General features: G+C 67.5%; 16 protein-coding genes and 1 other RNA gene. 5 read left to right on the forward strand and 12 right to left on the reverse strand.

Features of this window, described 5'->3' with window-relative positions:
• Position 1: 1 nt before the first annotated feature.
• From rfaD to gyrA, 11 genes are all read right to left on the reverse strand, one after another.
• Positions 2-1,000, reverse strand: coding sequence for an ADP-glyceromanno-heptose 6-epimerase (gene rfaD / locus ASF44_RS14540; RefSeq protein ID WP_056899944.1), 999 nt, complete (start codon positions 998-1,000; stop codon positions 2-4).
• A 1-nt stretch (position 1,001) separates the two neighbouring features.
• Complete coding sequence (gene rfaE1, locus ASF44_RS14545; RefSeq protein ID WP_056899945.1) at positions 1,002-1,964, reverse strand: D-glycero-beta-D-manno-heptose-7-phosphate kinase; 963 nt, start codon at positions 1,962-1,964, stop codon at positions 1,002-1,004.
• A gap of 136 nt (positions 1,965-2,100) precedes the next feature.
• A complete protein-coding gene (gene lapB, locus ASF44_RS14550) occupies positions 2,101-3,258 on the reverse strand; it encodes a lipopolysaccharide assembly protein LapB (RefSeq protein ID WP_056899946.1) in 1,158 nt (385 codons plus the stop codon).
• The gene (locus tag ASF44_RS14555) at positions 3,248-3,568 is read right to left on the reverse strand and encodes a lipopolysaccharide assembly protein LapA domain-containing protein (protein WP_369820930.1); all 321 of its coding nucleotides are present in this window, start codon (positions 3,566-3,568) and stop codon (positions 3,248-3,250) included. Before ASF44_RS14555 ends, lapB begins: the two co-directional genes overlap by 11 nt.
• Positions 3,569-3,644: 76 nt before the next feature.
• A complete protein-coding gene (locus ASF44_RS14560) occupies positions 3,645-3,959 on the reverse strand; it encodes an integration host factor subunit beta (protein ID WP_056899948.1) in 315 nt (104 codons plus the stop codon).
• Between the two features lie 119 nt (positions 3,960-4,078).
• Positions 4,079-5,767, reverse strand: coding sequence for a 30S ribosomal protein S1 (rpsA, locus tag ASF44_RS14565; RefSeq protein ID WP_056899949.1), 1,689 nt, complete (start codon positions 5,765-5,767; stop codon positions 4,079-4,081).
• A gap of 179 nt (positions 5,768-5,946) precedes the next feature.
• Entirely contained in the window at positions 5,947-7,962 is a 2,016-nt protein-coding gene (locus ASF44_RS14570; protein ID WP_056899950.1) for a bifunctional 3-phosphoshikimate 1-carboxyvinyltransferase/cytidylate kinase, read from the reverse strand.
• Positions 7,963-7,964: 2 nt separating this feature from the next.
• On the reverse strand, positions 7,965-8,843 hold the full coding sequence (locus ASF44_RS14575; RefSeq protein ID WP_056899951.1) for a prephenate dehydrogenase/arogenate dehydrogenase family protein: 879 nt from the start codon (positions 8,841-8,843) through the stop codon (positions 7,965-7,967).
• Positions 8,844-8,856: 13 nt separating this feature from the next.
• Positions 8,857-9,963 carry a prephenate dehydratase gene (pheA, locus tag ASF44_RS14580; RefSeq protein ID WP_056899952.1) on the reverse strand — a complete coding sequence of 369 codons (1,107 nt, stop codon included), beginning with the start codon at positions 9,961-9,963 and terminating at the stop codon, positions 8,857-8,859.
• 27 nt (positions 9,964-9,990) lie between these two features.
• Positions 9,991-11,100 (reverse strand): 3-phosphoserine/phosphohydroxythreonine transaminase, encoded by a 1,110-nt coding sequence (gene serC / locus ASF44_RS14585; RefSeq protein WP_056899953.1) that lies wholly within the window; start codon positions 11,098-11,100, stop codon positions 9,991-9,993.
• A gap of 74 nt (positions 11,101-11,174) precedes the next feature.
• Positions 11,175-13,820 (reverse strand): DNA gyrase subunit A, encoded by a 2,646-nt coding sequence (gene gyrA / locus ASF44_RS14590; RefSeq protein WP_056899954.1) that lies wholly within the window; start codon positions 13,818-13,820, stop codon positions 11,175-11,177.
• Between the two features lie 212 nt (positions 13,821-14,032).
• Here gyrA and ompA point away from each other — a divergent pair, with 212 nt between their 5' ends.
• The 4 genes from ompA to ssrA all read left to right on the forward strand — a co-directional run bounded on the left by ompA (position 14,033) and on the right by ssrA (position 16,582).
• Positions 14,033-14,677 (forward strand): outer membrane protein OmpA, encoded by a 645-nt coding sequence (gene ompA, locus ASF44_RS14595; RefSeq protein ID WP_056899955.1) that lies wholly within the window; start codon positions 14,033-14,035, stop codon positions 14,675-14,677.
• A 93-nt stretch (positions 14,678-14,770) separates the two neighbouring features.
• Entirely contained in the window at positions 14,771-15,499 is a 729-nt protein-coding gene (gene ubiG, locus ASF44_RS14600; protein ID WP_056899956.1) for a bifunctional 2-polyprenyl-6-hydroxyphenol methylase/3-demethylubiquinol 3-O-methyltransferase UbiG, read from the forward strand.
• A complete protein-coding gene (locus ASF44_RS14605; RefSeq protein WP_056899957.1) occupies positions 15,489-16,187 on the forward strand; it encodes an HAD-IA family hydrolase in 699 nt (232 codons plus the stop codon). The genes ubiG and ASF44_RS14605 overlap by 11 nt, the downstream gene beginning before the upstream one ends.
• 8 nt (positions 16,188-16,195) lie before the next feature.
• Positions 16,196-16,582: a transfer-messenger RNA gene (gene ssrA, locus ASF44_RS31050) on the forward strand.
• Positions 16,583-16,635: 53 nt separating this feature from the next.
• On the opposite strand, the gene ASF44_RS14610 is transcribed toward ssrA, so the two are convergent.
• Positions 16,636-17,526, reverse strand: a complete 891-nt coding sequence (locus tag ASF44_RS14610) for a YihY/virulence factor BrkB family protein (protein ID WP_056899958.1) — start codon at positions 17,524-17,526, stop codon at positions 16,636-16,638.
• A 238-nt stretch (positions 17,527-17,764) separates the two neighbouring features.
• Between ASF44_RS14610 and ASF44_RS14615 the strand changes: the two genes are divergently transcribed.
• Positions 17,765-18,517, forward strand: coding sequence for a 16S rRNA pseudouridine(516) synthase (locus ASF44_RS14615; RefSeq protein WP_056899959.1), 753 nt, complete (start codon positions 17,765-17,767; stop codon positions 18,515-18,517).
• Positions 18,518-18,578 lie beyond the last annotated feature (61 nt).

An 18,578-nucleotide genomic window follows, 5' to 3' on the forward strand; every position in this document is an offset into this window, starting at 1 on the left:
CTCAGGCGCCGGCCAGCGCCAGCGCCTGCATGTAGGCCGTGACACCTGTGCGCACGTCGGCAAAGGCGTGTTCGCAGCCGGCCGCGCGCAGCGCCGTGAGGTCGGCCTGCGTGTGGCACTGGTACTTGCCGCGCAGCGCGTCGGGGAAGGCGGTGTAGACGATGGCTTCCTGCTGCACGGCCTCTTCGAGCGTCAGCGCGGTGCCGCGGCGCGCGTTGACCACGGCCAGCGCCACGTCGTTGAAGGGCTGGGCGCGGCCCGTGCCCAGGTTGAACAGGCCGGAGCGCTCGGGATGGTCGAGGAACCACAGGTTCACGGCGACCACGTCGTCGATGTAGACGAAATCGCGCTCTTGCTGCCCGGGCGCGTAGCCGCCGTACTCGCCGAACAGCCGCACCTGGTTCTCGGCCTGGAACTGGTGGTATTGGTGGAAGGCCACGCTGGCCATGCGGCCCTTGTGCTGCTCGCGCGGGCCGTAGACGTTGAAGTAGCGAAAACCGACGGCCTGGTGGCGCGCATGCTCGAACTGGCTGCCAAGCTCGCGGCGCAGCCGCTGGTCCACCAGCAGCTTGGAGTAGCCGTAGACGTTCAGCGGCGCTTCGTTGGCGGGCTCTTCGCGGAACACGGCGGAGCCGCCGTAGGTGGCGGCGGACGAGGCGTACAGCAGCCGCGTGCGCTGGCGCTGGCAGGCCTGCCACAGGGCGATGGTCAGCTGGTAGTTGTTGGCCATCATGTACTGGCCGTTGCTTTCCATGGTGTCGCTGCAGGCGCCTTCGTGGAACACGGCCTCGACCCGGCCATAGTGGCCCTGGTCGAAGCGCTGGTAGAAGTCGGCGGCGTCCACGTAGTCGGCGATCGAGAGGTCGACGAGGTTGCGGAACTTGTCGCCCTGCGTGAGGTCGTCGACCGCGACGATGTCGGTCTCTCCGCGCGCGTTGAGCCCCTTGACGAGGTTGCTGCCGATGAACCCGGCGGCGCCGGTCACTACATAGCGTGTCATCTCAATGGCCCTCGAACAGTTCTTCGTAGCTGGCCGTCGCCGTGCCGAACTTGCCGACCACGATGGCGCCGGCCTTGTTGGCCATGGGCATGGCATCGCGCAGGCTGCAGCCGGCGGCCACCAGCGCCGCCATGGTGGCGATCACGGTGTCGCCGGCGCCGGTCACGTCGAACACCTCGCGCGCCTGCGCCGCCACATGGGCTTCGCCGTGCTCGTCGTACAGCGTCATGCCTTCCTCGCTGCGCGTGACGAGCAGGCCGTCGAGCGCGAGTTCGCCGCGCAGGCGCTGGGCCTTGGCGCGCAGTTCTTCCTCGTTGCGCCAGCTGCCCACCACCTGCTGGAGTTCGGCCCGGTTGGGCGTGATCAGCGTGGCGCCGCGGTAGCGCGAGTAGTCGCTGCCCTTGGGGTCGATCAGCACGTCCTTGCCGGCCGCGCGGGCCGCCGCGATCATCTGCTCCACATGGGCCAGGCCGCCCTTGCCGTAGTCGGAGAACAGCACGGCAGCGTGCCGAGGCATCAATTCGTCGAACAGTGCGGACTGCGAGGCCAGCGTCTCGTTCTCGGGCGAGGTCTCGAAGTCCAGCCGCAGCAGCTGCTGCTGGCGGCCGATCACGCGCAGCTTGACCGTGGTGCGCATCTGCGGATCGCGGCCGAAGTGCGGCACGATGCCGGTGGCGGCCACCAGCTTTTCCAGCTTGTGGCTGGCCTCGTCCTCGCCGACCACCGACAGCAGCGAGGCCTGGGCGCCCAGCGTGACGATGTTGTAGGCCACGTTGGCGGCCGCGCCGATGCGCTCTTCCTCGCGCGTCACACGCACCACGGGCACGGGCGCCTCGGGCGAGATGCGGTCGACGGCGCCGTACCAGTAGCGGTCGAGCATGACGTCGCCGACGACCAGCACACGGGCCTGCGCCAGCGCTTCGCGGGTGGGCAGGGGGTTGCGCAGCAGCGCAGGTGTTGTCATGGGTACTCCCTTCGGCCTGCGGCCTGTCGCTCCGAGAGAAAGCGAGCTTGCTTGGGGCGGCCGGGCGCGGCGCTCACTGGAGTTGCTTCGCGCTGCGCGCTGCGGTGCCGAGCACCTTGGGGCGGCCCGGCGGTGCTCATAGTTCCTCCACGCGGCGCGGCGGATAGCTGTCCCAGGCCTGGCAGCCCGGGCATTGCCAGAAGTGCTGCTTGGCCTCGAAGCCGCAGGCGGCGCAGCGGTAGCGGGTGAGCGGCCGCGTGGCGTGCTCGATGGCGCGCTGCACCTGCGGGTGGAACTCTTCATGTTCCAGCTTCTCGCCGGCCAGCCAGCGGGCCGTGGCCACCAGCGACTGCTCGCGTTCCAGGTGCTGCAGGTAGCGCTGGCGCGCCTGCTCGCGCTGCATGCCCTGGGCGCCTTCGAGCGCCACGATGGCGTCCAGCACATCCAGCGAGGCGAAGCCGTCGTAGCTGGCCTGCAGCGCGGCCAGCGCCTGCTGCGGCTGGCCAGCGGCGCTGCCGGTCTGGGCCAGCGCACTGGCGACCAGCGGCACCGACTGCGGGGCCACGGCGGCCAGCTCCAGCAGCGTGTGCAAGGCCTCGGTGTGGCGGTCGGCCTTGATCTGCATGAGGGCCTGGTCGATGCGCGGGCGGGGCGCCTGCGGCGCGGTGATGACGGCGCGGGCCAGCAGCTGGGCGGCGCCATCGAGGTCGCCCGTGGCATTGCGCGCGGCGGCCTGCTCGCACAGGTAATGGGCCAGGCGGCCGCTGAAGCTGCCTTCGCCGTGGTCCTGCAGCTTCTGGCCGATCTCGGCAGCCTGCGGCCAGTCGCGCGAGCGTTCGTAGATGGCCAGCAGCGCGAGCAGGGCCTGTGCTTCGTAGCGCGTGCCTTCGAGCTTGCGCAGCGCATCTTCTGCGCGGTCGAGCAGGCCGGCCTTCAGGAAGTCCAGCGCCAGGTCGTGCTGCGCACGGTGGCGGTCGGCGGCGCTGAGGTCGGCGCGCGAGAGCAGGTGCTCGTGCACGCGCACGGCACGCTGGTACTCGCCGCGGCGGCGGAACAGGTTGCCCAGCGCGAAGTGCAGTTCCGTGGTGTCCGGGTCCTTCTGCACCGCCTCGATGAAGGCGTCGATGGCCTGGTCCTGCTGTTCGTTGAGCAGGTAGTTCAGGCCCTTGAAGTAGGCCTTGGGTGCCCGCCGGTTCTCGATGCGCAGCTGGCGCAGGTCGAGACGGGAGGCCAGCCAGCCCAGCACGAAGGCCACCGGCAGGCCCAGCAGAATCCAGCCGAGATCAAAGTCCATGGCGCGGTACGTTGCCCAGGCTGGTGTCGGTGGCGGCCTCGGCCGCAGGTGGGGGCGTGACAGGCACGGGGGCCGGCGGCTCGACCACCGGGGCACGCGCCGTCTGGCGCTGGCGCCACCAGCGCGGTGCCATGGCGACCACGCCGAGCGCCAGGCCCAGCGCGAACGCGGCCAGCACCACGAGCACCATGGGCGCCCGCCATTCGGTGCCGAAGAAGAAGCGCACCGCGCCTTCGTGCTGGTTGTTCAGCGCGAATGCGAACAGGGTAAAAAAAATGGCTGCCTTCAGTATCCACTTGAGCAGCCACACCAGATTTTTCATGAAGCGAATGTCCTCATCCGGGGCATTCTACGGTCGGGCCGCAGGCCCGAAACAACACGCCGCGTCAGCGGTCGTAATGCCTTTCGTCGGCATCCAGCGGGCCCTTGTCCACGGCCTCGCGCAGCGCCTTGCCGGGCTTGAAGTGCGGCACGCGCTTCTCGGGAATGGCCACGCTTTCGCCGCTGCGTGGGTTGCGCCCCATGCGCGGCGGACGCCGGTTGATGGAGAAGCTGCCGAAGCCGCGGATCTCCACGCGGTGGCCCCTGACCAGCGCGTCGCCCACGGCGTCCAGGATGGTCTTGACCGCATGCTCGGCATCGCGGTGGGTCAGCTGGCTGAAGCGGGCAGCCAGTTCTTCAACGAGGTCGGATCGGGTCATGGTGTTCGGTGCTGCATCAACGGAATCGGGCCAGTCCTGCCGCCCCCGAAAGGTGGCGGTGGTGCTGGCCCGGCGACTGTCGCATGGAAACCGAAGTTTCCATGCGGTCCCAGCAACGCTCAGTTGTTGCTGTTGTTGTCCAGCTTGGCGCGCAGCAGGGCGCCCAGGCTGGTGGTGCCGGCGTTTTCACGCGCGGACTGCTGGGCCAGGGAAGCCATGGCTTCGTTCTGGTCGGCGGCATCCTTGGCCTTGATGGACAGCTGGATGTTGCGCGTCTTGCGGTCGACGTTGACGACCACGGCCGTGATCTCGTCGCCTTCCTTCAGCACGTTGCGCGCATCTTCCACGCGGTCGCGGCTGATTTCGGAGGCACGCAGGTAGCCGATGACGTCGCCGCCCAGGTCGATCTCGGCGCCACGCGGGTCCACCGTCTTGACCTTGCCGGACACGGTCTGGCCCTTGTCGTTGACCGTCACGAAGGTCGTGAACGGGTCGCCGTCGAGCTGCTTGATGCCCAGCGAGATGCGCTCGCGGTCCACGTCCACGGCCAGCACGATGGCGTCGACTTCCTGGCCCTTCTTGTAGTTGCGCACCGCGGCTTCGCCGGTTTCGTTCCACGACAGGTCGGACAGGTGCACCAGGCCGTCGATGCCGGCAGCCAGGCCGACGAACACGCCGAAGTCGGTGATCGACTTGATCGGGCCCTTGACGCGGTCGCCGCGCTTGGTGTTTTGCGCGAACTCTTGCCACGGGTTGGCCTTGCACTGCTTCATGCCCAGGCTGATGCGGCGCTTGTCTTCGTCGATCTCCAGGACCATGACTTCGACTTCGTCGCCCAGCGAGACCAGCTTGGAGGGTGCGATGTTCTTGTTGGTCCAGTCCATTTCGGAGACGTGCACCAGGCCTTCGATGCCGGGTTCCAGTTCGACGAATGCGCCGTAGTCGGCGATGTTCGTGACCTTGCCGAACAGGCGCGTGCTTTGCGGGTAGCGGCGCGAAACGCCCATCCACGGGTCGTCGCCCATCTGCTTCAGGCCCAGCGAGACACGGTTCTTCTCGGTGTCGAACTTGAGGATCTTGGCGGTGATTTCCTGGCCAGCCTGAACCACTTCGCTCGGGTGGCGCACGCGACGCCATGCCATGTCGGTGATGTGCAGCAGGCCGTCGATGCCGCCCAGGTCGACGAACGCACCGTATTCGGTGATGTTCTTGACCACGCCCTGCACGATGGCGCCTTCCTTCAGCGTTTCCATCAGCTTGGCGCGCTCTTCACCCATGGAGGCTTCCACCACGGCACGGCGCGACAGCACCACGTTGTTGCGCTTGCGGTCGAGCTTGATGACCTTGAATTCGAGGGTCTTGTTCTCGTACGGCGTCAGGTCCTTGACGGGGCGCGTGTCGATCAGCGAACCGGGCAGGAAGGCGCGGATGCCGTTGACCAGGACGGTCAGGCCGCCCTTGACCTTGCCGCTGGTCGTGCCGGTCACGAACTCGCCGGACTCCAGGGCCTTTTCCAGGGCCATCCACGAGGCCAGGCGCTTGGCGGTGTCGCGGCTGACGATGGTGTCGCCGTAGCCGTTCTCGATGGCGACGATGGCCACCGGCACGAACTGGCCGATCTGCACTTCGACTTCGCCCTGGTCGTTCTTGAACTCGTCGACCGGGACGTAGGACTCGGACTTGAGGCCGGCGTTGACGACGACGAAGTTGTGCTCGATGCGAACGACTTCAGCGGTGACGACCTCGCCAACGCGCGTCTCCGTTTTCTGGAGCGACTCGGCGAACAGATCGGCAAAAGATTCAGACATGTGTTTCCTTGGCCACGGAGCAGGTTTCGCCTGCGCGGGATTGCGCCGGCTTCTAAGGCTGTCGTGGCGGTAGTGTGCGGGAACGTCCCGCGACGGTTGGGTTTCGAACCACCCGGCCGATGCGCTGCTGCGCGGGCTGGCCGGATGGACCTGTCTTCGTGCGGCCCTGAGCCGTTGCTTCAGAAGCCCTGCCGTTGATCCCACCAGGCCAGCACCCGATCGACACAGGCTTGCACTGTCAGATCGGAGTTGTCCAGGGTGAGGGCATCGGCTGCGGCGCGAAGCGGGGCGACGGCCCGGGACGAGTCCCGCGCGTCGCGCGCCTCAAGGTCTGCGCGAAGGTCGGCGATTGTAGTTGAAATCCCCTTGGAAATCAATTGCTTATGCCGGCGCTCGGCGCGCCTCTCCGCGCTGGCCGTCAGATACACCTTGAGCGGGGCGGCCGGGAAGATCACCGTGCCCATGTCGCGCCCGTCGGCGACCAAGCCCGGCAGGCGCCGGAAGCTCAGCTGCAGGTCCACCAGCGCCGCGCGAACGGCCGGCAGGGCCGAGACCTTGGAGGCGTTCATGCCGGCCTCTTCGGTGCGGATGGCGTCGGTCACGTCCTCGGCGTCCAGCCAGATGCGGCCGTCGTCGAAGCGCACCGGCAGCGCAGCGGCCATGCGGGCGATGGCCGCTTCGCCGTCCGGGCCGATCGCGTGGCCGGCGCGCATTGCCGCGAAGGCCGTGATGCGGTACATCGCGCCCGAGTCGAGGAAGTGGTAGCCCAGCGCGCGTGCCACGGCCGCGGCCACCGTGCCCTTGCCCGAGGCCGTGGGGCCATCGATGCACAGCACCGGCACCTGGGCGGTCGGCGTGCGGCAGACCGACAGCAGCGTCTCGAAATAATCAGGGAAGGTCTTGGCCACGCAGCGGGGGTCGAGGATGCGCACCGGCGACCGCGACACGGCTGCGCCCGGACGCAGCCGGTGGAACGCGGCCAGCGAGAAGCACATGGCGACGCGGTGGTCGTCGTAGGTGTGGATGGCGGCGCTGGGCCAGGGCGCTGCGAGCGGCGGCGGCACGATGCGCAGGTAGTCCTGGCCTTCCTCCACCTCGGCGCCGAACTTGCGCAGCTCGGCCGCCATGGCGGCGATGCGGTCGGTCTCCTTGACGCGCCAGCTCGCGATGTTGTGCAGCCGGCTCGGGCCGTCGGCGTACAGCGCCATGACGGCCAGCGTCATGGCCGCGTCGGGGATGTGGTTGCAGTCCAGGTCGATGGCCTTGAGCGGCCAGGCGCCCCGCGCCACCGACAGCCAGTTGGGGCCGGCCTCGACCGCCGCGCCCATGGCCTGGGCGGCCTCGACGAAGCGGATGTCGCCCTGGATCGAGGCCGCGCCCACGCCTTCGATGCGCAGCGGCTCGCCGGCCGCGGCCGCGATCGCGCCCAGCGCCACGAAGTAGCTGGCCGAGGAGGCGTCGGCCTCGACATGGATCTCGCCGGGCGACTGGTAGCGGCTGCCGGCCGGGATCGTGAAGCGCTGCCAACCCTCGCGCGCCACCGCGATGCCGAAGCGCGCCAGCAGGTTCAGCGTGATCTCCACATAGGGCTTGGAGATCAGCTCGCCGACCACTTCGACGGTGATGTCGCGCCGGGCGACCAGCGGCAGCGCCAGCAGCAGCGCCGTGAGGAACTGGCTGGAGACATCGCCGCGCACGCGGATCGGCTGGTCCAGCTGCAGCGCGCCGGGCATGCCGATCTGCAGCGGCGGATAGCCCGGGTTGGCGCCATAGCCGATGGCACAGCCCAGTTGCACCAGCGCATCGACGAGGTCGCCGATGGGCCGCTCGTACATGCGCGGCACGCCGGTCAGCGTGAAGTTGCCGCCCAGCAGGGCCAGCACGGCCGTCAGCGGACGGATGGCGGTGCCGGCATTGCCCATGAACAACTCGGCTTCGGCCGTGCCGAGCTTTCCGTCCAGGCCGGTGATGGTGACGCTGTTGCCTTCGCGTGCGATGGCGCAGCCCAGCTGGGCCAGCGCCGCGAGCATCACGCGCGTGTCGTCGGAGTCCAGCAGGTCGCGCACGGTGGTCTGGCCGGCCGACAGCGCGGCCAGCAGCAGCACGCGGTTGGAGATGCTCTTGGAGCCCGGCAGCGCCACCGTTCCGGCGGCTCCCTGCAGCGGGGGGAGATCCAGAAAGGCGGTGTCGAACATTCTCAGGTCCCGGGTTTGAATGAATCCATGTGCCAGGCGGCACGGGTGTCGCTGGCCTGCGCGATGCGCTGCTCCAGCGCGGCGCCGTCGCCGGCCTCGATCAGCTGCTCGAACTGCGCCAGCGCCTGCCGGTGGTGGCGCAGCTGGTCCAGCAGCTCCTGGCGGTTGGCCAGCAGCACGTCGCGCCACATGCGCGGGTCGGCGGCGGCAATGCGCGTGAAGTCGCGAAAGCCCGGCCCGCCCAGCGCCAGGATGGCGGCGCCGCCGGGCTGCCGGGCGATGCCGTCGATGAAGGCGAAGGCCAGCAGGTGCGGCAGGTGGCTGACCGCGGCGAAGGTGGTGTCGTGGGCGGCAGGCGTCATCTCGACCAGGCGCGCGCCGATCGCGGCCCAGACCTCCTGGGCCAGCGCCAGCTGGCGCGCACCCGAAGTGGCCATGGGCGTGAGGATCACATGTCGACCCTGGTACAGCGCAGCATCGGCATGGTCCACGCCGGACCGCTCCTTGCCGGCGATGGGGTGGGCCGGCACGAAGCAGGGCAGGGCTGGGCCCAATGCGCGTTCGGCGGCGGCTACCACGTCGCTCTTGGTCGATCCCACATCCATGAGCAAGGTGTCGGCACCCAGCGCGGAGCGGATCGCTGCGAACGTGGCTTCGGTGGCGGCCACGGGCACGGCGACCAGCACCAGGTCGGCACCGGCGGCCGCCTCGGCGGCCGAGTCGGCCTGCACATCGATCACGCCGAGCTCGAGCGCGCGCTGCGTCGTCGTCGGCGAGGCGCTGAAGCCCGCGATCTGGCGGACCAGCCCGGCCTGGCGCAGCGCCAGCGCGAACGAGCCGCCCATCAGGCCGCAGCCGATCAGGCCCAGGCGTTCGAACATGGCCGGGCCGCCCTCAGGCGCTGACCGGGTAGGTGCCCAGCAGCTTGTAGAAGGCGCAGATCTCGCGCAGTTCTTCCAGTGCCTTGGCCACGTGCGGCTGCGAGGGGTGGCCGTCCAGGTCGATGTAGAAGTAGTACTCCCACTGGCCGGTGCGGGCCGGGCGCGACTCGAAGCGCGTCATCGACACGCCGTGGGTCTTGAGCGGCATGAGCAGGTCGTGCAGTGCGCCAGGGCGGTTGGGCACCGACACCACGAGGCTGGTGCAGTCCTTGCCCGAGGCCGGCGGCGCATCCAGCGTCTCGGGCAGGCAGATGATGGCGAAGCGCGTGCGGTTGTGCGCGTTGTCCTGGATGGAACGGGCCACCAGGTGCAGGCCGAACTGCGTGGCCGCGCGTTCGCCCGCCAGGCCGGCCCAGGCCGGGTTGGTGGATGCCAGCCGCGCGCCTTCCGCGTTGCTGGAAACCGCCCGGCGCTCGGCGTGGGGCAGGTGCGTGGACAGCCAGTCCTGGCACTGCGCGAGGGCCTGGGGATGGGCCAGCACGGCCTCGATGCCGTCCAGCGAGTCGGACAGGCGAAGCAGGTTGAACTGGACGGCCAGGCTCACGGAGCCGACCATGTGCGTGGGCGTGTTCAGCAGCAGGTCCAGCGAACGCGTGACACCGCCTTCGGCCGAGCTCTCGATGCCGACCACGCCGAAGTGTGCGGCGCCCGAGGCCGTGGCGTGGAACACCTCGTCGAAGTTGGCGCAATACTGCAGTTCGGCGGCACTGCCGAAGTACTGCAGCGCAGCCTCCTCGCTGAAGGTGCCGGCCGGTCCCAGCACGGCCACGCGCTGCGGTGCTTCCAGCGCCAGGCAGGCCGACATGATCTCGTTCCAGATCGACGCGACATGCTCGTCGCGCAGCGGGCCTGTGTTGCGCGACTGGATCTTGGCGATGACCTGGGCCACGCGGTCCGGGCGGTAGAAGGGCGAGCCTTCGCTGCGCTTGACCGCACCCACCTGTTCGGCGACGTGGGCCCGCTTGTTCAAGAGCGCCAGCAGTTCCTGGTCGAGTGCGTCGATCTGCACGCGCAGCGCCGCGAGATCGGGAGAGGAAACGGTGCTGGGCTCTGCGCGCATGGCGGGCTTGTCTCTTTCAGGCGTGTGTCAGGCGTGGGTCTGCGCAAATTCTCGCATGTAGGCCACGAGCGCCTGGACGCCTGCCAGCGGCATGGCGTTGTAGATGCTGGCGCGCATGCCGCCCACGGACTTGTGGCCCTTGAGCTGCAGCAGGCCACGCGCCTTGGCGCCCGCGAGGAAGGCGTCGTTGCGGCTTTCGTCGCGCAGGAAGAACGGCACGTTCATGCGCGAGCGGCAGGTCGGCGCGACCTTGTTGACGTAGAAGTCCGAGCCGTCGATGAACCCATACAGCAACTCGGCCTTGGCGCGGTTGCGCTGCTCCATCGCGGCGATGCCGGTCAGGGCGCCTTCCTGCTGGCGCTTGAGCCACTGGAAGGTCAGGCCGGCGATGTAGATGCCGTAGGTCGGCGGCGTGTTGAACATCGAATCGTGCTCCGCCACGGTCTTGTAGTCGAAGGCGCTCGGGCAGGCCTTGAGCGCATGGCCGAGCAGGTCCTCGCGCACGATCACCAGCGTGAGCCCGGCCGGCCCCAGGTTCTTCTGCGCGCCGGCGAAGGCCAGGCCCACGCGCGACCAGTCGATGGGGCGGCTCGCGACATGCGAGGAGCAATCGATGACGAGCGGCGTGTCCGAGCCCAGGGCCTTCAGGTCGGGCAGGGTCTGGAACTCCACGCCGTGGATGGTCTCGTTGCTGCAGATGTGCAGGTAGCTCGCGCCGGGGCTGAGTTTCCAGGTGGCCGGTTCGGGCAGCGTGGTGTGGTGGTCGCCGGCATTGCTGGCGGCCAGGTGCGGTGTGCAATAGCGCGCGGCTTCCTTGATCGACTTCTGGCTCCAGCTGCCGGTGACGACGAAATCCACCGTGCCTGCGCGCGATAGGTTCAGCGGCACGATGGCGTTCTCGCCCAGTCCGCCGCCCTGCATGAACAGGATCTTGTAGTCGCTCGGGACGGCCAGCAATTCGCGCAGGTCGGCCTCGGCGTTCTCGTAGATCGAGATGAATTCCTTGCCGCGGTGGCTCATCTCCATGACGCCCATGCCGCTGCCATGCCAGTCCAGCATCTCGGAGGCGGCCTCGGTCAGCACCTCTTCTGGGATGGCGGCCGGGCCGGCGGAAAAGTTGTAGGGGCGCTGTTGCATGGGCACTCCGTTGGCAAGAGAAGAAGAAAAAGGCCCCGGCCGCTCGCGCAGGCCGGGGCCGGTACGGGGCAGGGTCAGTTGGCGGGCTTGTCGTCGTCGCTGCCTTCGCCGCCTTCGCCGTCGGACAGTGCGGCATTGGCGTCGTTCTCCACGATGCGCTGCAGTCCGCTCAGCTTGGAGCCTTCGTCCAGCCCGATCAGCGTCACGCCCTGGGTGGCGCGGCCCAGTTCGCGAATCTCGGCGACGCGCGTGCGCACCAGCACGCCCTTGTCGGTGATCAGCATGATCTCGTCGTCCACATGCACCAGCGTGGCCGCCACGACCATGCCGTTGCGCTCGCTCTGCTGGATCGCGATCATGCCCTTGGTGCCGCGGCCGTGGCGGGTGTACTCGGTGATGCTGGTGCGCTTGCCGTAGCCGTTCTCGGTGGCGGTCAGCACGCTTTGCTGTTCATCTTCGGCCACCAGCATGGCGATCACGCTCTGGCCGGCTTCCAGCGTCATGCCGCGCACGCCGCGCGCCGCACGGCCCAGCGGGCGCACGTCGTCCTCGTCGAAACGCACGGCCTTGCCGCCGTCGGAGAACAGCATCACGTCGTGCTTGCCGTCCGTGAGGGCCGCGCCGATCAGGTAGTCCCCTTCGTCCAGATTGACGGCGATGATCCCGCCCTTGCGCGGATTGCTGAACTCGTCGAGCGAGGTCTTCTTCACCGTGCCCATGGAGGTGGCCATGAACACGTAGTGCGTGGCCGGGAAGCTGCGGTTCTCGCCCGTGAGCGCCAGCACCACGTTGATCTTCTCGCCCTCGGCCAGCGGGAACATGTTGACGATGGGGCGCCCGCGCGAGCCGCGCGATCCCTGCGGCACTTCCCAGACCTTGAGCCAGTACAGCCGGCCGCGGTTCGAGAAGCACAGGATGTAGTCGTGCGTGTTGGCGATGAAGAGCTGGTCGATCCAGTCGTCTTCCTTGGTCGCCGTGGCCTGCTTGCCGCGCCCGCCACGCTTTTGCGCCCGGTACTCGGACAGAGGCTGGCTCTTGATGTAGCCCGAGTGCGACAGCGTCACGACCATGTCGGTCGGCGTGATCAGGTCTTCGGTGCTCAGGTCGTACGAGCTGTGCTCCACGTGGCTGCGGCGCGCGCCCACCTTGGTCTGGCCGAACTCCTGCTTGATGGCGGTGAGTTCGTCGGTGATGATGACCGATACGCGCTCGGGCTTGGCCAGGATGTCGAGCAGGTCCTCGATCTCGGCCATGACTTCCTTGTACTCGGCGGTGATCTTGTCCTGCTCCAGGCCGGTCAGGCGCTGCAGGCGCATCTGCAGGATTTCCTGGGCCTGGGTGTCCGAAAGGCGGTACAGGCCGTCTGCGCCCATGCCGTAGGCGGGGTCCAGGCCTTCGGGGCGGTAGTCGTCGGCGTTGACCACGCCGCCGTCGGCACGCGTGCGCGTGAGCATCTCGCGCACCAGTTGGCTGTCCCAGCTGCGCGCCATCAGTTCGGCCTTGGCCACCGGCGGCGTGGGCGATTCGCGGATGATGCGGATGAACTCGTCGATGTTGGCCAGCGCGACCGCCAGGCCTTCCAGCACGTGGCCACGCTCGCGCGCCTTGCGCAGGTTGAACACGGTGCGCCGCGTGACGACTTCACGCCGGTGGTCGAGGAAGACCTCGATCAGGTCCTTCAGGTTGCACAGCTTGGGCTGGCCGTTGACCAGCGCCACCATGTTCATGCCGAAGGTGTCCTGCAGCTGCGTTTGCTTGTACAGGTTGTTCAGCACGACCTCGGGCACTTCGCCGCGCTTGAGCTCGATCACCAGGCGCATGCCCGACTTGTCGGACTCGTCCTGGATGTGGCTGATGCCTTCGAGCTTTTTCTCGTGCACGAGCTCGGCCATGCGCTCCTGCAGCGTCTTCTTGTTGACCTGGTAGGGCAGCTCGTCGACGATGATCGCCTGGCGCTGGCCGCGGTCGATGTCCTCGAAATGGCACCTGGCGCGCATCACCACCTTGCCGCGGCCCGTGCGGTAGCCTTCCTTGACGCCGCTGATGCCGTAGATGATGCCGGCGGTGGGGAAATCCGGGGCCGGCACGATCTCCATCAGCGCATCGATGCTGGCGTCCGGGTTGCGCAGCAGGTGCAGGCAGGCGTCGACGACCTCGTTGAGGTTGTGCGGCGGGATGTTGGTGGCCATGCCGACCGCGATGCCGCCCGATCCATTGATCAGCAGGTTGGGCAGCTTGGTGGGCAGGACCAGGGGTTCCTTCTCGCTGCCGTCGTAGTTGGGGCCGAAGTCGACGGTTTCCTTGTCCAGGTCGGCCAGCAATTCGTGCGCGATCTTGGTCAGGCGGATTTCGGTGTACCGCATCGCGGCGGCGTTGTCGCCGTCGACCGAGCCGAAGTTGCCCTGGCCGTCCACCAGCATGTGGCGCATGGAGAAGTCCTGCGCCATCCGCACGATGGTGTCGTAGACCGACTGGTCTCCGTGCGGGTGGTATTTACCGATGACGTCGCCGACGATACGCGCCGACTTGCGGTATTGCCGGTTCCAGTCGTTGTTCATCTCGTGCATTGCGAACAACACACGGCGGTGCACAGGCTTCAATCCGTCCCGTGCATCGGGCAACGCCCGCCCGACGATGACGCTCATCGCATAGTCGAGATAGCTCCGCCGCATCTCCTCTTCGAGACTGATTGGCAGGGTTTCTTTGGCGAATTGGGTCATGGTGTGAGCGACAAGGAAGGCCAAGCATTTTAGGTCCCTGCATCTGTAGCGTAGTTGCAACAAACGGCTTGGTTTTGGATTTTGTCCTACGGTCCGCCGCCTGGTCGCCAGGGGGGGCTATGGCACAATCAATGCGTACGTGCTCAGTGGTGGTCACTGAAGGCGTTCCGGTTTCGCAGCGCTGCTGCGCCTTTTTCCCCCAGAGGAGAACCATGAAGAAATTGAATAAAGTGGCGATGTTGTTGGCCTCCGCAGCGATCGCTACCGCGGCAGGTGCACAAACGGTCGACAACTGGCGTACCGCCGACGGCGCACTGGTTTGGAAGACTGCCGACCAAGCCCTGTGCTGGCGCAACGCCAACTGGACCCCGGCCACGGCAGCCAAGGGCTGCGATGGCGCCATCGTCGCCCAAGCTGCCGCTGCACCCGCTCCGGCGCCCGCAGCCACGCCGGCTCCGGCACCCGCTCCGGCACCTGCCGTTGTGCCCCAGCCGCCCGCAGCCACCAAGGTGACCTACGCTGCAGACGCCTTCTTCGACTTCGACAAGTCCGTGCTGAAGCCGGAAGGCCGCGCCAAGCTGGACGATCTGGTCGGCAAGATCAAGGGCATCAACCTGGAAGTCATCATCGCCGTGGGTCACACCGACTCCGTCGGCACCGATGCCTACAACCAGCGTCTGTCCGTGCGCCGTTCGGAAGCCGTGAAGGCTTACCTGGTGTCCAAGGGCATCGAGCGCAACCGTGTCTACACCGAAGGCAAGGGCGAGAAGCAACCCGTGGCCGACAACAAAACCGCCGAAGGCCGCGCCAAGAACCGCCGCGTGGAAATCGAAGTGGTTGGCACCCGCGCCAACTGATTCTCGTCAGAGAACAACTGCAGGCGCTTGCCTGCAGGCATCAAAGCCCGCGAGTTGCATCTTGCGGGCTTTTTTCTTTGTGCAGAGGAAACCATGAATGCTGCCTTGAATGCCGACCCGGCCGAACTGGCGAAGTTCTCCGAGCTGGCACACCGCTGGTGGGACCCGCAGAGCGAGTTCCGGCCCTTGCACCAGATCAATCCCTTGCGGCTGAACTGGATCATGGAGTCCGCTGCGTTGGCGGGCCGCCAGGTCGTCGACATCGGCTGTGGTGGCGGAATCCTGGCCGACAGCATGGCGCGTCGAGATGCCGATGTTCTCGGCATCGACCTGTCCACCAAGGCCTTGAAGGTGGCCCAGTTGCACGCTCTGGAAGCGGGCACGCCCAACATCCGCTACCGCGAGGTCAGCGCCGAGGAACTGGCTGCCGAGCAGCCGGCCAGCTTCGACGTGGTCACCTGCATGGAGATGCTCGAGCATGTGCCGGATCCGGCGTCTGTCGTGCGCGCCTGCGCCCAACTGGTCAAGCCAGGCGGCTGGGTGTTCTTCTCCACGCTGAACCGCAACCCCAAGTCCTTCCTGTTCGCCATCCTGGGTGCCGAATACCTGTTGAACCTGCTGCCGCGCGGAACGCACCACTACGACAAGATGATCCGGCCCAGTGAACTCGGCCGCCATTGCCGCGATGCAGGCCTGAGGCTGGAGCACAGCCGCGGGCTGGAATACAACCCGATCACACGGCGCTACTGGCTCAGCGACGACACGAGTGTCAACTACATGCTGGCCACGCGCCGACCAATGGAGGCAGCGCATGGCGCGTGAGCTCAAGGCCGTGCTGTTCGATCTGGACGGCACGTTGGTCGACAGCGCAGGCGATCTTGGCGCGGCCGCCGATCAACTGCGCACCGACCGCGGCCTGCCCGCCCTGGGTCTCGCCGCCTACCGTGCGATGGCAGGGGCCGGTGCGCGGGGCATGCTGGGCGTCGCATTCGGCATGGCGCCCGACCATCCGGACTTTCCGCTCTTGCGCGAAGAGTTCTTCCAGAACTATGAGCGCCGGCTCACCGAATTGACACGCGCGTTCGATGGCGTTGCAGCCCTCGTCGAAGCACTGCAGGCGTGCGGCCTGCGCTGGGGCGTCGTCACGAACAAGCCCTCGCGCTTCTCCCATCCGCTGACCGCGGGCATGCCGCTGTTCGCCAGCAGCGGCGTGCTGGTGAGCGGGGACACCACGCCCCATGCCAAGCCGCATCCTGCGCCCCTGCTGGAGGCCGCCCGCGTGCTGGGTTTGGATCCTGGCGCCTGCGTCTACGTGGGTGACGATGCGCGTGACATCGTGGCGGGCCGGGCAGCCGGCATGATGACCGTCGCCGCATGCTATGGCTACCTGGGCGCCGGTGCCGATACGCAGGATTGGGGTGCCGACGCTTCCATTGCTGCACCTTTGGACCTGTTGCCGGCACTGGATCTTGCGATCGATCTTGCAATTGCGCCAAGTAGCCTAAAATAGCGTGCTCTGGGGCTGCATTGGTTTCGACGTGGGTTCGGAATCGTGGCGGTGCATGTCGAGCTGAATGCGCTCGTTAAACAGATTCAAACAAACTAACTGCAAACGACGAACGTTTCGCACTCGCTGCTTAAACACCAGTGAGCCTTACAACAGCATGCCGACGGGCTGGGCAAGGGGTGACGGATGCAAATCCTGAGCTCCCGGCTGTAAGGTTATTTACGTTGGCTGGCTCCCTGCCGGGTACCTTGGCATGGGGCGAGATCCAAGGGTACTGGCGTCTCGTAGAGCGTGCGGCTGCGCGCTACGGGAAGTGAGATCCAAAACAGACCGCTAAACATGTAGATCTGCGCGAAGATGGCTTGCGGACGGGGGTTCAAATCCCCCCAGCTCCACCAAACCTCCCAAAGGCGTTCACCGCAATCCGGTGAACGCCTTTTTCTTTGGCGCATCAGCCATCCCCGATCGGCGTGGGCAGATCGTCTTCTCGGTCCTCGCGCAGCACACCGTTGACCTCCGCGCCGAAGATCAACGTGGAGCCGCTGATGTACAGGAACACGAGCATCGCCACCACGCCCGCGAAGCTGCCATACACCAGCGCCAGCTTGCCCGCGCTGCGCAGCGTGTACGACAGCGTGGCAGCCGCCACGACCCACAATGCAGCGCCCACGATGGCCCCTGGCAGCACCGTGCCGATCCGTTGCCGCGCGTCCGGAAGCCAGGCGTAGGCGACGGCATACAGGGCGCTCAGCACTACGAAGGCCGAGCCATAGCGCACGCTGTTGCGCAGCCAGGGCGTTTCCTGCCCCGCGCCGACCTGTTGCTGGAGCAAGTGCCAAAGGTAGGGCATCACGATCACCGAGCTGAAGGCGAACAGGATGCCGCCGCCGACGACCACTGTGAACAGCGTGACCTTGATGCGCGCCTTCCAGAACGCCGTGCCGCGCTCGATGCCGTAGGCGCGGTTCAGGGCCGAGCGCACGGCCTGCATGCCGGACGAGCCCGTCCACAGTGTCACCACCACGCCCATGGCCAGCAGCGCCTGGTTGCGTTGGGCCAGCACCTCGTCGATGACGGGCTGCACGGCATCGCGCACCAGCTGCGGGGCATAGCCCATGACGCGGCCGGCCAGCGCCGCGGCGTCGCCGGGCTGTCCCACATAGGCCGCGGCTGCGGACAACAGCAGCAGCAGCGGGAACATGGCCAGCACCGACGAGAACGCCAGGCTGCCCGCCTGGTTCGCGCTCTGGTGCAGGATGTAGTTGTGCATCGCACGCAGCAGCACGCCCAGCCCCGGGGCGGTCAGCGCGGCGTGTTGCAGGCGGCGCCAGGCGTTTTTCATGCGGATCTTCGGGGTGCGGTCGGGGACACCACGATGGGCCATGCGCGTGGATGGCGCTGCCGGACAAGATCGACGACGAGCGTGGGACGCGCCAGCCAATCGCGGGTGCATCGCGTGCGGCCGCAGCGTATGTAGGGACGCACCGCGCCGCCCCATGGCGCATTGCGGTCGCCGGTATCATCGGCGGCCATTTTTGCCAGGCGCCTGTGTCCTGGCCGCTCCGAACCCACCGTCATCCATGCAGCTGCAGGACATTCTGTTTTCACAAGGCTTCGGCACGCGGCGCGTTTGCGCAGGGCTCGTCCAGCAGGGGCATGTCGCCGTGGCGGGTGCGGACGGCGTCTTTGCGCCGTGCACCGAGTCCGCCGCAGACTTCGCTCCCGAAGGCCTGCGCTTTCGCGTCCAAGGCCAGGACTGGGAGTACTTCGAGAAGGCCTATGTGCTGCTCCACAAGCCGGCTGGCACCGAGTGTTCGCACAAGCCTTCGTCCTATCCCAGCGTCTACACGCTGCTGCCTGCGCCGCTGCGCCAGCGCCCGCAGAAGAGCGCGCTGCAGGGCGTGCAGGCGGTGGGCCGGCTCGACCAGGACACCACTGGCATGCTGCTGCTCAGCGACGACGGCCAATTCCTGCACCGCATGACCTCGCCCAAGAAGCTCACGCCCAAGGTCTACGAGGTGCAGGCCAAGCATGCGCTGGACAGCGGCCAGGTCGAAGCGCTGCTGCGCGGCGTGGTGCTCGACGACGACCCGCGCCCGGTGCAGGCCGCGGCCGCCGAGATCGTCGATGCGGGCGGGGCCGCGCGCCACCTGCGCCTGACGCTGACCAACGGCAAGTACCATCAGGTCAAGCGCATGCTGGCCGCGGTGGGCAACCGGGTCGAAGGCTTGCACCGTTCGCGCATCGGTGCCATGGAACTGCCGGCCGACCTGGCACCGGGCCAATGGCGCTGGCTGCGTGCTGCCGACCTCGCCGCGCTGGTGGCGGGCTGACGTCTTGGCGGCGATACACTGCGCGCTCTGTGCAAAGGGTGTCGTGAAATCCTTGTTGTTG

Source organism: Pseudorhodoferax sp. Leaf274, assembly GCF_001422445.1.
Classification (GTDB): Bacteria; Pseudomonadota; Gammaproteobacteria; order Burkholderiales; family Burkholderiaceae_C; genus Pseudorhodoferax.

Bases quoted from the DNA above. Each gene is read 5' to 3' on its own strand.
- rfaD (WP_056899944.1), bottom strand. From the start codon at position 1,000: ATGACACGCTATGTAGTGACCGGCGCCGCCGGGTTCATCGGCAGCAAC.
- rfaE1 (WP_056899945.1), bottom strand. From the start codon at position 1,964: ATGACAACACCTGCGCTGCTGCGCAACCCCCTGCCCACCCGCGAAGCG.
- lapB (WP_056899946.1), bottom strand. From the start codon at position 3,258: ATGGACTTTGATCTCGGCTGGATTCTGCTGGGCCTGCCGGTGGCCTTC.
- ASF44_RS14560 (WP_056899948.1), bottom strand. From the start codon at position 3,959: ATGACCCGATCCGACCTCGTTGAAGAACTGGCTGCCCGCTTCAGCCAG.
- rpsA (WP_056899949.1), bottom strand. From the start codon at position 5,767: ATGTCTGAATCTTTTGCCGATCTGTTCGCCGAGTCGCTCCAGAAAACG.
- ASF44_RS14570 (WP_056899950.1), bottom strand. From the start codon at position 7,962: ATGTTCGACACCGCCTTTCTGGATCTCCCCCCGCTGCAGGGAGCCGCC.
- ASF44_RS14575 (WP_056899951.1), bottom strand. From the start codon at position 8,843: ATGTTCGAACGCCTGGGCCTGATCGGCTGCGGCCTGATGGGCGGCTCG.
- pheA (WP_056899952.1), bottom strand. From the start codon at position 9,963: ATGCGCGCAGAGCCCAGCACCGTTTCCTCTCCCGATCTCGCGGCGCTG.
- serC (WP_056899953.1), bottom strand. From the start codon at position 11,100: ATGCAACAGCGCCCCTACAACTTTTCCGCCGGCCCGGCCGCCATCCCA.
- gyrA (WP_056899954.1), bottom strand. From the start codon at position 13,820: ATGACCCAATTCGCCAAAGAAACCCTGCCAATCAGTCTCGAAGAGGAG.
- ompA (WP_056899955.1), top strand. From the start codon at position 14,033: ATGAAGAAATTGAATAAAGTGGCGATGTTGTTGGCCTCCGCAGCGATC.
- ubiG (WP_056899956.1), top strand. From the start codon at position 14,771: ATGAATGCTGCCTTGAATGCCGACCCGGCCGAACTGGCGAAGTTCTCC.
- ASF44_RS14605 (WP_056899957.1), top strand. From the start codon at position 15,489: ATGGCGCGTGAGCTCAAGGCCGTGCTGTTCGATCTGGACGGCACGTTG.
- ASF44_RS14610 (WP_056899958.1), bottom strand. From the start codon at position 17,526: ATGAAAAACGCCTGGCGCCGCCTGCAACACGCCGCGCTGACCGCCCCG.
- ASF44_RS14615 (WP_056899959.1), top strand. From the start codon at position 17,765: ATGCAGCTGCAGGACATTCTGTTTTCACAAGGCTTCGGCACGCGGCGC.